We start from the raw sequence: 14,380 nt of genomic DNA on the forward strand, positions 1-14,380 counted from the left end.
CCGCTGGGCCAGCGGGAAGGCGAGCATCCGTCCACTGGAGTAGACGAGCGAGTCTGCGTTCGATGACGGAGCTGAGGAGCCCCGGCTCTCACTCGGTATCGGAGCGTGCCTCGCGGATGGCGTCCGCCTGGATCACCGGGATGGCCGTCGTGACGACTTCCAGGCCGCTCAGACGGGCGGGCGACAGCAGCCGGGTGACCTCCTCGCGGCTCATCAGCTTCGCCTCGACGACGAGGTCGGCGACGTTGCGGCCGGTCAGGAGGGCCGACTTGGCGAGCGCGGCGGAGGCGGCGTAGCCGATGTGCGGGGTGAGCGCGGTGATCACGCCGACGGACGACCCGACCATCGCGCCGAGGCGCTCCTCGTTCGCCGTGATGCCGTCCACGCAGTTGATCCGGAGCGTGCGGAACGCCTGCGCCATCCACGTGATGCTCTGCAGCAGGGAGTGCGCGATGACCGGCTCGAAGGCGTTGAGCTGCAGCTGGCCGCCCTCGGCCGCCATGGTGACCGTCACGTCCGCGCCGGCGACCGAGAAGGCCACCTGGTTGACGACCTCGGGGATGACGGGGTTGACCTTGCCGGGCATGATGCTCGAGCCGGCCTGGCGGGCCGGGAGATTGATCTCGCCGAGACCCGCCTGGGGTCCGGAGGAGAGCAGGCGGAGGTCGTTGCAGATCTTCGAGAGCTTGATCGCGCTGCGCTTCAGCGAGCCGGAGAACGACATGAACGCGCCGGCGTCGCTTGTGGACTCGATGAGGTCGGGAGCGGTCTCGAGGTTCAGGCCGGTGATGACGTTCAGGTGACGGACGGCGGCGGCGGCGTAGCCCGGATCCGCGGTGATCCCCGTGCCGATCGCGGTCGCACCGAGGTTGATCTCGGCGAGCAGCCACTTCGTCTCGGTCAGGCGCGCGTGGTCCTCCGTCAGCGTGGTGGCGAAGCCGTGGAACTCCTGGCCCAGGGTCATGGGCACGGCATCCTGCAGCTGCGTCCGGCCGACCTTCAGGATGTTGCGGAACTCGGCCGCCTTGGCCGCGAACGAGTCCCGCAGCAGCGCGAGCTCGTCGAGCAGGTGCCCGAGCGCGAAGGTGAGGCCGATCTTGATGGCGGTCGGGTACGTGTCGTTCGTGCTCTGACTGCGGTTGACGTCGTCGATCGGGTGCAGGTGGGAGTAGTCGCCCTTCTCGTGCCCGTCGAGCTCGAGCGCGATGTTGGCGATGACCTCGTTCGCGTTCATGTTGGTCGAGGTTCCGGCGCCGCCCTGCATGACGCCGACCACGAACTGGTCGTGGTACCGGCCGTCGATGATGAGCTGGCAGGCGCGGTCGATCAGCTCGGCCTTGTGCGCCTCCAGCACCCCGATCTCGGCGTTGGCGCGTGCTGCGGCCTGCTTGACGCTGGCCAGGGCGACGATGAGGTCCGGGTAGACGGAGATCGGGCGCTTGGCGATCGGGAAGTTCTCCAGCGCGCGCGAGGTGTGGATGCCCCAGTACGCGTCGGCCGGGATCTCGCGGCTGCCGAGCGAATCGGTCTCGATGCGGGTCGGGCGCCCCTCCGCGCTGGGGGTCGGGACGTCGGAGACGTTCTCGGACGCATCGGTGACGACGAGTCCGGACGGGGTGACGACGGGGATGGGGGCTGTCTTCGACTCGTCCATGGTTGCTGTCGGGTTCACGGTTGGCACCGTTGCCTCTCGTTGTGCGTTGGCATGTCTTTCGGGCGCCGGACGTTCGTGGCCTCCGGCAGTGCCGAGCCTACCCCCGGGTCTGTGAGGCCCACTGGACGACCTGTCGCCCATCTCCACACTCCTTCGACACGATGTCCATCGCAGCGGACGGTTGCGGGATCAGCCCAGCTTGCGCAGCAGACCGCGCGCGAAGCGGTCCTTCGCCTCGGTGTACGGCGGGTAGATCAGCTGCATGGTGTCGGGGCTGAGCGACTTGCTGAGCACGGCCTTCTCGTGGCTGAAGGTCCGCAGAGATCGCTCGCCGTGATAGGCGCCGGCGCCGCTCTCGCCGACGCCGCCGAACGGGAGTCCGGCGACCGCGAGGTGCGCAGCCGGAACACCGAAGCCGACCGCGCCGGAGCTGGTCTCGGTGAGGATGCGGCGGCGGGTCGTCGCGCTCGAGGTGAACACGTACAGGGCGAGCGGCTTGTCCCCCGCGCGGATGAAGTGGATGGCGTCGTCGAGGCCGTCGACGGGAAGGATCGGGAGGATGGGGCCGAAGATCTCCTCCGCCATCGCGGGCGACTCGGGCGCGACATCGGTGAGCACGGTCGGAGCGAGGTACCGGGTCTCGGCGTCGTGGTCGCCGCCGACCGCCGCAGTGCCCGAGCCGAGCATCCCGGCCAGCCGTTCGAATTGGCGGTCGTTGACGATGCGGCCGTAGTCCGGGCTCTCCGCCGGGTCGTCGCCGTAGAGGTCGCGGACCGCGTCGCGCAGCGCGTCGGCGAGGCGCGGGACGATGGAACGTTCGGCGAGCACGTAGTCGGGCGCGACGCACGTCTGCCCGGCGTTCATGAACTTGCCCCAGGCGATGCGTCGGGCGGCGGCGGCGATGTCGACCGTGGCATCGACGTAGACGGGCGACTTGCCGCCGAGCTCCAGCGTGACCGGGGTGAGGTTCTCGACCGCTGCGGCGGCGACGATGCGGCCGACGCGGCCGTTGCCGGTGTAGAAGATGTGGTCCCACCGCTGGGCGAGCAGGTCGGTGGTGTCCTCCACGCCGCCCTCGACGACCGCGACGGCGCGGGGATCGAGGTACTGCGGGATGAGGCGCGCCATCGCCGCGGACGTCGCCGGGGCGAGCTCGCTCGGCTTGAGCACGACCGCGTTGCCGGCCGCGAGCGCGCCCACCAGCGGGGCGAGCAGCAGCTGCACGGGGTAGTTCCACGGCGCGATGACGAGCACGACGCCGACCGGCTCGAGCATCGTGGATGCGCGCGCAGGGAGCAGCGCTCCGGGAACGGACACGCGGCGCGGCCGCAGCCAGCGGCGCAGGTGCTTGAGCGTGTGGTCGATCTCGCCGACGACGAACCCGAGCTCGGCGATCTGCGACTCGGTCGGGCTCTTCGCCAGGTCGGCGAGCAGCGCATCCTCGAACTCCGCGGACCGGTCGGTGAGCATGCGCCGCAGCGCCCGCAGCTGGTCGAGGCGCCACGCGAGCGGCTTGGTGACCCCTCGCTCGAAAGCGGACCGGAGCTCGTCGACCGTGCGCGCATGCGTCATGCGCCCATCCTACGAACCCGGGCGGTTCCGAGGGTCGGAGGCGTGCGCCCCGAAAGGGAGGCGATCCGGTGCCGGGGGTCGTCCGCGGCCGTCCGTTTTCCACGACGCGCCGGGTTCGGGATGCGGATCGCCTCCTTTTCCGTCCTCGGCGGTGGCCGGACGGAAAAGGAGGCGACTCTCGTCGACACGCAGGCTCGACGCGAGAAACGGAGGCGATCCGGCGGGATGTGGGACCGGATGACCTCCCTTTCCGTCGTGGACGGACGGATGGGGTCTGCGGGCGGGCGGGTCAGCGAGTGGGACGGTACGCGAGGTCGAAGATGGCGTGGCCGAGGCGCTCGCCCCGGCGCTCGAACTTGGTGACCGGGCGGTCGTCCGGGCGCGGGATGAAGTGCGCATCGCCCGCGAGGTTCACAAGACCGGGCTCGGCGTCGAGCACCTCGATCATGTGCTCGGCGTACGGCTCCCAGTCGGTCGCGAGCCGGAGCACGCCCTCCGGGGACAGCGCGGCGACGAAAAGTCGGGCGACCTCCGGCTGGATGAGCCTGCGCCGGTGGTGACGCGCCTTGGGCCAGGGGTCGGGGAAGAAGATGAGGATCTCATCCACCGAGCCTGCGGGGAGCCCGCGCTCGAACACCTCGACCGCGTCGTGCCGCACGATGCGGATGTTCGTGAGTCCGCGATCCCGCATCGCGCCGAGCACCCGGCCGATGCCTGCGCCGTGCACCTCGATGCCGAGGAAGTCGCGGTCGGGATGGCGCTCCGCCAGGGTCAGCAGGTTCTCGCCGTTGCCGAAGCCGATCTCGACCACGCGGGGGGCCGTGCGCCCGAAGATCGCGTCCAGGTCAAGAGACGAGCCGTCGAAGTCGACGCCGAAGCTCGGCCACAGTTCGTCGATCGCGCGCGACTGGGCTTCGGTCTTGCGGCCGCGCACCACGAAGCTGCGCGGCCGGACGAGGGGGGATGGTTCCATCCCCCCATTGTCCCCTGTCGGCTCAGAGCCAGGCGCGGTGGAGCTCAAAGCAGCGCGGAGCGATGCCGCGACCCCAGCGCCGAGGGAGCCTGCGACCGAGGTCTGACACTGGGATCGATCTACGAACCGCGTGGCGACTCAGAGCCACGCGAACGGCAGCGCCAGGACGCCGAACCCGATGCCCACGAGGGCGAGCAGGGCGAAGAACGCTGCGCCGGCGAGCATCACGGCGTTGAGGACGATTCCCCACACCGCGAAGGTCTTCCCCAGCGGCTCGCGCTTCAGCGCCATGATGCCGACGACGAGGCCGGCGACCGGAGCGATGAGCGTCCAGCCGAAGACGATGGAGGCGAGTCCGAGCGCGAAGCTCGTGATGCTGAGGGTGCGGTCGGGAGTGGCTGTCTGGTACGGGGTGCTGGTGGTGGTCATGTCTCCATCCAACCGGCGCCCGGTCGCGCCCGGTATCCGGATAACCCCCGAGTGAACCCTGAGGAAACCCCGGCCCTACACCTGCCCGAGCAGCCCCTCGATGGGACCGCGCGCGAAGTAGATGAGGAAGCCGGCGGCGACGATCCAGAGCAGCGGGCTGATCTCGCGGGCCTTGCCGGCGAGCGAGCGGATGAGAACCCAGCTGATGAAGCCGACCCCGATCCCGTTGGCGATCGAGTACGTGAGCGGCATGACGATGATCGTCAGGAACACCGGGAGCACCACCGAGAACTCGGTGAAGTCGATGTGCTTGATCTGCACCACCATCAGGGCGCCGACCACGACGAGCGCGGCGGCGGCCACCTCCAGCGGGACCACCTGGGTCAGCGGCGTGAAGAACATCGCGAGCAGGAACAGCGCGCCGGTGATGACACTGGCGAAGCCGGTCTTCGCTCCCTCGCCGATGCCGGAGGCCGACTCCACGAACACCGTGTTCGACGACGACGAGGTGCCACCGCCGACGATCGCGCCGACACCCTCCACGATGAGCGCGGGCTGCAGGCGCGGGAAGGTGCCGTCCTCGTTCGCCAGGCCGGCGCTCCGTGCCAGGCCGGTCATCGAGCCCATGGCGTCGAAGAAGTTCGTGAAGACGAGCGTGAAGATGAGCATGATCGCGGCGAGGGCGCCGATCCGGCCGAAGGCCCCGAACAGGTCCACCTGGCCGACGAGGCTGAGGTCCGGCAGCGAGACGAGCGAGGTCGGCAGCTGCGGGACGGTCAGGTTCCAGCCGGCCGGGTTCTTCCCCATCGACGGGCCGACGTGCCAGATGGCCTCCGCGATGATCGCGACGACCGTCGCGGCGACGATGCCGATCAGCAGCGCGCCCTTCACCTTGCGCGCCATCAGCACGCCCATGATGACGAGGGCGATGAGGAAGGTGATGGTCGGCAGAGTCGCGATGGATCCGGCCTCACCGAGCTGGACGGGCGGCGACGAGAGCGTCGTGGTGCGGACGAAGCCGCTGTCTACGAAGCCGATGAACGCGATGAAGAGGCCGATGCCGACCGTGATCGCCGTCTTCAGCGGCGCCGGGACGGCGTTGAAGATGAGCTTCCGCAACCCGGTCGCCGAGAGCAGCACGATGATCACGCCGTTGATGACGACGAGGCCCATCGCCTCCTGCCAGGTGAGGATCTTGACCACGTTGACGGCGAGGAACGAGTTGATGCCGAGCCCGGCCGCGAACGCGAACGGCAGCCGAGCGATCAGGCCGAACAGCACGGTCATCACACCGGCGCTCAGTGCCGTGACGGCGGCGACCTGGGTCGTGCCCAGGGTGTGGCCCACCACATCCTTCGTCCCGCCCAGGATCAGCGGGTTCAGGATGACGATGTACGCCATGGTGACGAAGGTGAGGACGCCGCCGCGCACCTCCGTTCCCCACGTCGTGCCGCGGGCGCTGATCTCGAAGAAGCGGTCGAAGCGCCCCGTGGAGGTGGGCGCGCTGGTCGATGCGGAAATGGTGGACTCCCGTAGGATCGGTGGGCGGTGGACGGCGAAGACTCAGGTTCGTCGAGTAATGCGCGAATGCGCAGCACCAAGCCTATTCCGACTCACGACCTCCGAAGGACACGCATGGCACTGCCCTGGACGCTGCATGGTGATGGCAAGAAGGTGGGCGCGCACGAGATCGTGCTGCCCGGCGAACGGCTGACCTGGCCCCGTACGATCGGGCTCGGCGCGCAGCACGTCGTCGCCATGTTCGGTGCGACGTTCCTGGTGCCGCTGCTCACCGGCTTCCCGCCCGCGACGACCCTGCTGTTCTCGGGCGTCGGCACGCTGCTCTTCCTCGTCATCACCGGCAACCGGCTGCCCAGCTACCTCGGCTCGTCGTTCGCGTTCATCGTCCCGATCGTCGCGGCGACGAAGGCCGACGGGATGCCGTCCGCCCTGTTCGGGATCGTCGTCACCGGTGTCCTCCTGGCCGTCGTCGGCCTGATCGTCATCGCGACCGGGACCGGGTGGATCGACGGGCTCATGCCGCCGGTGGTGGCCGGCGCGATCGTCGCCCTGATCGGCTTCAACCTGGCTCCCGCCGCGAAGAACAACTTCGTCCAGGCGCCCGTCACGGCCCTGGTGACGCTGGCCGCGGTCATCCTCTGCACCGTCCTCTTCCGCGGGATGCTCGGCCGGCTCTCGATCTTCCTCGGCGTCGCCGTAGGGTACGTGTTCGCGGTGATCGTCGGCCAGGTGAACTTCGACGCCGTCGCCAAGGCTCCGTGGATCGGCTTCCCGCAGTTCACCCTGCCCGCCAACCCGTTCGTCTCCCCCGCGACGACCTGGGGCATCCTGCCCGCGTTCCTCCCGGTCGTCCTCGTGCTGATCGCCGAGAACGTCGGGCACATCCGCGGTGTCGCGCAGCTCACCGACCCCTCGGTCAACCGGCTGACCGGCCGGGCGCTCTTCGCGGACGGCGTCGCCACCACCATCGCCGGCTTCTTCGGCGGCTCGGGGACGACGACCTACGGCGAGAACATCGGCGTCATGGCGGCGACGCGCGTCTACTCCACCGCCGCCTACTGGGTCGCCGGAATCGTCGCCGTGCTGCTGGGGCTCTCCCCCAAGGTCGGCGCCGTCATCAACACCATTCCCGCGGGCGTGCTCGGCGGTGTGACCACCGCGCTGTACGGCCTGATCGGCATCATCGGCGTGAAGATCTGGCTCGACAACAAGGTCGACTTCTCCAAGCCGGTCAACCAGTTCACGGCGGCGACGGCGCTCATCATCGGTGTCGGCGACTTCACGCTGAACCTCGGTCAGCTGACCTTCAACGGGATCGCACTGGGCGCCATCGCGGCGATCGTCGTCTATCACGTGATGGCGTCGATCGCGCGGCTGCGCGGGACGGACTGACGCTGCGGGCGGACTGAGTCCGGCTCCGTCACAATGCGGGTATTCGCGCGTCTCTAGGGGTGGGCGCGCTCTTCGGGTGCGCCTGCGTCGCCGATGGGCGACGCCTCCCCCAACAGAGAGCACCATGACCCGAATCCATCGTTCCCTCCGACGCGCCGCGCTCGCGACCGTCATCACCACCGGCGTCCTCGCCGGTGCGGCGGCGGTCCCGCTCGGCGCCGCCGCGCCGGCGAGCGCCGCAACCTCCAGCCCGGTCGCGGCTGCCGACATCATCAGCCGGGCAATCGACCAGGCGAAGAAGCAGGGCGCCGCCCGCGACTACGCAGCGCCGATCAGCAAACCGAACTGGAAGGTGCTGTTCGTCGGTGTCGCCGACGTGAAGTATCCGAGCGGATCGCGCCAGACCTTGGACACGGCAGCCCGCACGTACACCCAGAACGTGATCAACCAGTTCGTGGACACGACGAGCCGGGACACCGGCGTGACCATCACGCCGACCGTCACGTGGGTCGACGCTCCCTTCACGACCGCCAGCACCGACGGCGGTCTCTCGCCGTCGGAGACGGCGGACATCCTCAAGGGCGTCTCCGGGGTCGCAGAGTACGACTGCATCATGGTGGCGTCGAGGTTCAATCCGGGCAGCGCATACGGCGGTTTGACCTGGGCATGGAACTGGGCCAACGCGCGCGAAGCCGCATACTCCTGGGTCTCCATCACGCCGCAGACCAGCACCCCCGGGTACCCCTCCCTCCCGGCCGGGAGCATCTCTCGTGACACCAACATCATGATTCACGAGTTCGCTCACGCTGTCTCCATGAACACGGTGGGCTTCCCGTATCCCGAACTTCACAACGCTTCCGGTTACGGGTACGCCTCGGACCCGTGGAACGAGTGGTACAAGTTCTACGTCGACTACCTCACCGGCAAGGTGAACGTGAACGGCGTCCCTCAGGGCACCTATCCGAAGATGTGGCAGGTCAGCCCGCGCTTCATGCATAACCCCGCCATGGCGACCGTGCACCTGCAGGACGAGGCGGGCCGCACCCTCGCGCCGGACATCAACACCTTCGGTGTCGGCGGGGACGCCTACTCGATCAAGGCACCGATGGTCAACGGTTACCGGACCGTCTCGGTCAAGTCCGGCAGTGCCCCGGCCGACGGACAGTTCACCACCGGCACCAACACCGAGATCACCCTGGTCTACTCGGCCACCCCGACGAAGGTCGCCTTCGTGGGCGGCCAGGAGGTCGACCTCAACTACAACCAGGCGGCCACGCCGGGCGGGGTGTACTTCCACAGTTACACCTATCGCTCGGCAGCCCCCGTGACCGGCTACACCTACACTGACCAGATCGTCGGCAACGACGGCGCCCGACGCGTCGACAGCCTTCCCGGCGTCTCCGTCACCTTCGGAGCCAACGGGGTCGCCGGCGTCACGAAGGACGGCAATCAATACGTCCTGCGGAAGAAGTCCGACACCCTCGTCGAGATCTCCGTCGAGCTGAAGACACCCAGCACGACGTTCACCATCTACAACACGGGTTACGGAAACGTCGCACCGACGGCTCGGGTTCAGCAGATGTTCGACCTGCTCGACATCACTCCGAAGCTGACCGGCGTGAAGGAGCCGCTGACCACCGAGCCGCACGGACACACGAACATCACGTGGGGCGCCTACAGGGTCAAGGCCATCTTCGTCGGCGGCGAGACCAACGACATCACGCGTGCCAGCACGCGTGGCCAGGGAGAGACGTTCAACGAGTCCTTCGTCTACCGCACGGGGATCCCGGTCAGCGGCTACACGTACACCGACCGGCTCACCGCGTCCGACGGGGTCAAGCGCCTCGACTCCTTCGGCGGCCAGCCCATCACGTTCACCGCCGCGGGCACCGCATCCTTCGTCTGGTCCGGCCGTGCCGTCACGGTGGTGAAGAAATCCGACACTCTCGCTGAGATCTCGGTCACGCTCGCAACACCGTCCAGCACCTTCGTCGTCACCGGAATGGACTCCGTCAACAGCGCGCCGACGGGCCGCGGCACCCGCACGCTCGAGCTCGTGAACGTGATCTCCGGCTTCGACAACACGAAGGATGCTCAGACCGCGCCCAAGGCGATCTCCACCGTGACGTGGGCCACCAAGGTGACGTTCCTCGGCGGTGAGACGACCGATCTGACGCAGACCAAGGTGCTGCCGGTGAACACGGCGCACTCCGGCAACTGGACGTACCGCGCGACGGCGCCGGTCACCGGGTTCACGTACTCCGACCAGATCGACAGCGCTCAGAACGCGCGCCGGGCGGACAGCTTCGCCGGCATCCCGCTGACCTGGAACGCCGCCGGCGTCGCGACCGTGACGAAGGACGGCAACACCTACACCGTCGTCCGGAAGTCCGACACGCGGGTCGAGGTGTCGGTGAAGCTCGGAACCCCGAGCACGACGTTCATCGCCTGGGACGCCGGATACGTCAACACGGCGGCGTTCGGCACGCTCAAGCAGACCACGGACCTGCTCGACGTCACGCCGCAGCAGACGGGTGCGAAGGAGGCTCAGACGACCGAGGCGAAGGGTCACCTGAACTTCACCTGGGGCGCCGGCCAGGTCGGCTGACCATCGGCCACACGGGCTGGAGGAGCCGGACGGATCCTCCAGCCCTTCGGCGCGCCCGCGTCACGAATGCGGATAACGCACGTCTTGCAGGGTGAAGGCCTCCACACCCGGCGGCCCGGAAGCCGCTGACGCGGCCACACCTTCGAACAGAGAGCACCATGGCCCGATCTCCTCGATCCCTCAGGCAGGCCGCCATCGCGACCGCCGTCACGGCCGGCATCCTCCTCGGGGCCGCCGCGGTCCCGTTGGGCACCGTCGCTCCTGCGAGTGCCGCCTCCACCCCGATGGCGGCGTCGGAGATCGTCAGCCGCGCGGTCGATCAGGCGAAGAGGCAGGGGGCCGCCCGGGACTACACGGCCCCGCTCTCCAAGCCGACCTGGAAGTTCCTGTTCGTCGGGGTCTCGGACGTCACCTTCCCGGGCGACCCCACTCGTCACATCCTCACGGCCGACGAGAAGAAGTACACGCAGTATGTGGTCGATCAGTTCGTGTACCTCCTCACGAGCCGGGCCGGGGTGCGGGCGACCGCGACCGTGAAGTGGATCGACGAACCCCATACGGCGACCGAAACGGACCGGAGGCTGCATGAGTGGGAGTTCGCGGACCGCTTCGCGGAATGGTCCGCTCCGGCCGAGTACGACTCGATCATGCTGATGTCGAAAGGCGGAAACGGCGGGGTGACCATGCCCGCGTACTACAACGACACCACGACCAGGGGAGCCGGATTCGAGTACTTCACGATCCGCCCGCGAACCGGGGCCCCCACGGTCGTCGCTCCGACGAACGACATCGAGCAGAGCACGAACTACGCCCTGCACGAACTCGGGCATCAGATGAGCTACAGCCGGAAGGGTTTCCCCTATCCCGACCTGCACAACGCGTCGGCGTATGGATACACCGTCGACCCGAGGAACGAGTGGGCCGCTTTCTACCTCGACTACCTCAGCGGCAACGTGAACGCGAACGGCATCCCGATGGGAGCCTTTCCGAAGATGTGGTCGGTGAGCCCGCGGTTCCTGCACCGGCCCGCGATGGCCACCGTCCATTTCCAGGACGAGGGAGGCCGGCCGATCGCTCCCGAAGTCGACACCTTCGGCGCGGGAGGCGACCCGCTGGCCGTCACGGCCCCGGTGATCGACGGCTATCGGAGCGTCACCCCGAAGGCGACGAAGGCCGCGCCGGAGGCGACCTTCACCACCGGGACGACCACAGACATCACGCTGGTCTACTCCCCCGGCCCCACGAAGGTCGCCTTCGTGGGCGGCGAGACCTTCGACCTGACCCAGAGCAGGACCCTGAATCCCGGGACCACCATCTGGAGCCCGTTCACCTACCGCGCTGCCGCCCCCGTCACGGGCTTCACCTACACCGACCAGATCGTCGGCATCGACGGCGCGCGCCGCGTCGACAGCCTCCCCGGTGCGCCACTGCGCTGGGACACCTCGGGAACCGCGGTGGTCACCGATGGCGGAAACACCTACACGGCGACGAAGAAGTCCAGCACGCTGGTCGAGGTGGCCGTCCAGCTGGGGACCCCCAACACGACATTCGTGGTCCGGAACCTCGGCTATGCCAGCTCCGCCTCAGCGGGTCGTGTGCACCAGAGATTCGATCTGCTCGACATCACCCCCCAGCTCACCGGTGTCAAGGAGGAGGTGACGACCGAACCGCACGGGCACGTGCAGCTCACCTGGGGCGACTACACCCTCGCGGCGACCTTCTCCGGGGGCGAGACGACGGACATCAACCGCGTCGACCGGCGAGCGCCCGGCGAGCAGTTCTTCGCCCGCTACGGATACCGCACCGCCTTCCCGGTCACCGCCTTCACCTACCTGGACCGGCTCGCCGAGGTGGACGGCGTCCGTCGCATCGACCTGTTCGACGGCCAGCCGGTCACCTGGACCGCGAGCGGCACGGCGACCGTGAACTGGCTGGGGAACGCCGTCACGCTGACGAGGAAGAGCGACACCCTGGTCGAGGTCCAGATGACGCTCAAAGCACCATCCACCACCCTCGTCGTGCCTGGGATGGGCTACACCAACAGCGCGGCGACGGGTCGGGCCAAGCGCAGCGTCGAGTTCGTCGACGTGACGTCCGAGCTGACGGGCCGGAAGGATGCGCAGCCCCGGGCGCCGAAGGGCAACAACACCGTGACCTGGGGCGACCACAGGACGACGGTCGCCTTCTCCGGAGGCCAGACCGTCGACCTGTTCCAGAACACGACCGTCGCCCCCGGCAAGATCTACTGGAACGGCTATACCTATCGCGCGGCGGTCCCGGTCATCGCCTTCACGTACACGGACCGCATCGTCTCGATCAGCGGAGCGCGACGCTGCGACAGCCTTCGCGGCGTCGCACTGAACTGGGATGCCGCCGGCATCGCCACGGTCACGAAGGACGGCAACACCTATACCGCTGTGCGGAAGTCCGACACGCTCGTCGAGATCTCGGTCCGACTGGGAACCCCGAGCACCACGTTCACCCTCCAGGACGTCGGATACGGCAACGTCGCGCCCGTCGGCCACGTGGAGCAGACGTACGACCTGCTCGACGTCACGCCAGAGCTGACCGGAGTGAAGGAGGCCATGACCTCTGAGCCGCATGGGCACGTGACCCTCACCTGGACGGGCTGACGCTCGGCCAGAAGGATGGGCCGCCGTTACTGGTGGAAGAACGGGATGATCAGGTACAGCCCGTACACGACGGCCAGCGCGCAACCGGTGAAGCACGCATAGGCGCCGGTCAGCGCCAGCCTCTTCTGCCCTGTGCTCAGCGGGTTCTTGCGCTGCGCCTTCTCGGCCTTGCGCTGCAGCTTCGCCGCACGCTCGGGAGTCAGCACGGTGATGGCGTCGGTGAACTCCACCGGCTCGACGAACAGCGCACGGCCGGCCGCGGCCAGAAGGCGCGTCCCGAGCGCGTAGAGGGCCACGACGACGCACGAGCCGACCAGCGCTGCACCGAAGACGACGAGGAAGGACGCCCAGTCGATCATGCGGACTCCCTCCTGCGCCGCTCCTTCTTGAGCGGCTTGACCTTGTCGATCTTGACGACCTTGCCGGACGCCGCGACCTCGCTCTTGCCCTGCACGGGCAGCGGCTTGACGGCGTTCTCACTGCTGACGCGGTTGCGACGCGCACGCCAGAAGATGTAGACGACGACGGCGGTGCCGACCACGGTGTCGATGACGACGCCGATCGGTCCGAGGTTGGCGAGCAGGCCGGCGACGGCACCGACGATGGCGGCGGATGGAAGCGTCAGCAGCCAGCCGATGGCGATCCGGCCCGCCGTGCCCCACCGCACGGACGACCCGCGCCGGCCGAGACCGGAGCCGATCACCGATCCCGAGGCGACCTGCGTGGTCGAGAGGGCGAAGCCGAGGTGGCTGGACGCGAGGATGGTGGCCGCCGTGCTCGTCTCCGCAGCGAATCCCTGCGCCGGCTTCACCTCGGTGAGGCCGCGGCCGAGGGTGCGGATGATGCGCCAGCCGCCCGAGTACGTGCCGATCGCGATGGCGAGCGCACACGCGATGACGACCCAGACCTCCGGCCCGGAACCGGCCTCCTGGAAGCCCGCGGAGATGAGCGTCAGGGTGATGACGCCCATGGTCTTCTGGGCGTCGTTGGTGCCGTGGGACAGCGCGACGAGCGAGGACGAGAAGATCTGCCCGTATCGGAAGCCGCCGCGGCCGTCCGGGCGCCCGTCGTAGCGCCGCGTGATCCAGTACGCGAGCTTGGTCGCACTCCACGCGACGACACCGGCGGTGAACGGCGCGATGATCGCCGGAAGGATGACCTTGTCCAGCACGACGACGAAGTCGACCGATTGGAGTCCGGCGCCGACGATCGCGGCCCCGATGAGGCCACCGAACAGCGCATGACTGGACGACGACGGCAGGCCGTACAGCCAGGTGATCATGTTCCAGACGATCGCCCCGACGAGTCCGGCGAAGATGAGCACCGGCGTGATCTGCACGCCGCCCTCACCCTCCTTGATGATGCCGCCGGAGATGGTCTTGGCGACTTCCGTGGAGAGGAACGCTCCGATGAGGTTGAGCACGGCGGCGAGGGCCACGGCGACCTTCGGCCGCATGGCGCCCGTCGCGATGGGGGTCGCCATCGCGTTGGCCGTGTCGTGGAAGCCGTTCGTGAAGTCGAAGAAGAGCGCCAGCGCGATGACCAGCACGACGATGAGGGTGAGGTCCACCGTTCTCTTTCTCGTGTGGGATGCCTCC

The 14,380-nt window shown here is 68.4% G+C and carries 10 protein-coding genes; 3 read left to right on the forward strand and 7 right to left on the reverse strand.

The genetic code is table 11. From position 1 onward, the window contains the following. Positions 1-88 precede the first annotated feature (88 nt). From BLR91_RS11195 to BLR91_RS11215, 5 genes are all read right to left on the reverse strand, one after another. The gene (locus BLR91_RS11195) at positions 89-1,654 is read right to left on the reverse strand and encodes an aspartate ammonia-lyase (RefSeq protein ID WP_089875291.1); all 1,566 of its coding nucleotides are present in this window, start codon (positions 1,652-1,654) and stop codon (positions 89-91) included. Between the two features lie 189 nt (positions 1,655-1,843). Next, positions 1,844-3,226: an aldehyde dehydrogenase family protein gene (locus tag BLR91_RS11200; RefSeq protein WP_089875290.1), complete on the reverse strand. Its 1,383-nt coding sequence runs from the start codon at positions 3,224-3,226 to the stop codon at positions 1,844-1,846. A 289-nt stretch (positions 3,227-3,515) separates the two neighbouring features. Beyond that, the gene (trmB, locus tag BLR91_RS11205) at positions 3,516-4,199 is read right to left on the reverse strand and encodes a tRNA (guanosine(46)-N7)-methyltransferase TrmB (RefSeq protein ID WP_089875289.1); all 684 of its coding nucleotides are present in this window, start codon (positions 4,197-4,199) and stop codon (positions 3,516-3,518) included. A 138-nt stretch (positions 4,200-4,337) separates the two neighbouring features. Beyond that, a complete protein-coding gene (locus tag BLR91_RS11210; protein ID WP_018190429.1) occupies positions 4,338-4,628 on the reverse strand; it encodes a hypothetical protein in 291 nt (96 codons plus the stop codon). Between the two features lie 75 nt (positions 4,629-4,703). Next, positions 4,704-6,059: an NCS2 family permease gene (locus tag BLR91_RS11215; protein WP_018190428.1), complete on the reverse strand. Its 1,356-nt coding sequence runs from the start codon at positions 6,057-6,059 to the stop codon at positions 4,704-4,706. 204 nt (positions 6,060-6,263) lie between these two features. Here BLR91_RS11215 and BLR91_RS11220 point away from each other — a divergent pair, with 204 nt between their 5' ends. The 3 genes from BLR91_RS11220 (at position 6,264) to BLR91_RS11230 (ending at position 12,782) form a co-directional block, all read left to right on the forward strand. Then, the gene (locus tag BLR91_RS11220; protein ID WP_089875288.1) at positions 6,264-7,541 is read left to right on the forward strand and encodes a uracil-xanthine permease family protein; all 1,278 of its coding nucleotides are present in this window, start codon (positions 6,264-6,266) and stop codon (positions 7,539-7,541) included. A gap of 124 nt (positions 7,542-7,665) precedes the next feature. Beyond that, positions 7,666-10,149, forward strand: coding sequence for a MucBP domain-containing protein (locus BLR91_RS11225; protein ID WP_089875287.1), 2,484 nt, complete (start codon positions 7,666-7,668; stop codon positions 10,147-10,149). Between the two features lie 158 nt (positions 10,150-10,307). Next, positions 10,308-12,782: a MucBP domain-containing protein gene (locus BLR91_RS11230; protein ID WP_089875286.1), complete on the forward strand. Its 2,475-nt coding sequence runs from the start codon at positions 10,308-10,310 to the stop codon at positions 12,780-12,782. Between the two features lie 26 nt (positions 12,783-12,808). On the opposite strand, the gene BLR91_RS11235 is transcribed toward BLR91_RS11230, so the two are convergent. Continuing rightward, on the reverse strand, positions 12,809-13,141 hold the full coding sequence (locus BLR91_RS11235) for a hypothetical protein (RefSeq protein WP_020075169.1): 333 nt from the start codon (positions 13,139-13,141) through the stop codon (positions 12,809-12,811). Continuing rightward, on the reverse strand, positions 13,138-14,352 hold the full coding sequence (locus BLR91_RS11240; RefSeq protein ID WP_089875285.1) for an inorganic phosphate transporter: 1,215 nt from the start codon (positions 14,350-14,352) through the stop codon (positions 13,138-13,140). The genes BLR91_RS11235 and BLR91_RS11240 overlap by 4 nt, the downstream gene beginning before the upstream one ends. Between the last annotated feature and the right edge of the window lie 28 nt (positions 14,353-14,380).

The organism is Leifsonia sp. 466MF (assembly GCF_900100265.1).
Lineage (GTDB): Bacteria > Actinomycetota > Actinomycetes > Actinomycetales > Microbacteriaceae > Leifsonia.

Bases quoted from the DNA above. Each gene is read 5' to 3' on its own strand.
- BLR91_RS11195 (WP_089875291.1), bottom strand. From the start codon at position 1,654: ATGGACGAGTCGAAGACAGCCCCCATCCCCGTCGTCACCCCGTCCGGA.
- BLR91_RS11200 (WP_089875290.1), bottom strand. From the start codon at position 3,226: ATGACGCATGCGCGCACGGTCGACGAGCTCCGGTCCGCTTTCGAGCGA.
- trmB (WP_089875289.1), bottom strand. From the start codon at position 4,199: ATGGAACCATCCCCCCTCGTCCGGCCGCGCAGCTTCGTGGTGCGCGGC.
- BLR91_RS11210 (WP_018190429.1), bottom strand. From the start codon at position 4,628: ATGACCACCACCAGCACCCCGTACCAGACAGCCACTCCCGACCGCACC.
- BLR91_RS11220 (WP_089875288.1), top strand. From the start codon at position 6,264: ATGGCACTGCCCTGGACGCTGCATGGTGATGGCAAGAAGGTGGGCGCG.
- BLR91_RS11225 (WP_089875287.1), top strand. From the start codon at position 7,666: ATGACCCGAATCCATCGTTCCCTCCGACGCGCCGCGCTCGCGACCGTC.
- BLR91_RS11230 (WP_089875286.1), top strand. From the start codon at position 10,308: ATGGCCCGATCTCCTCGATCCCTCAGGCAGGCCGCCATCGCGACCGCC.
- BLR91_RS11235 (WP_020075169.1), bottom strand. From the start codon at position 13,141: ATGATCGACTGGGCGTCCTTCCTCGTCGTCTTCGGTGCAGCGCTGGTC.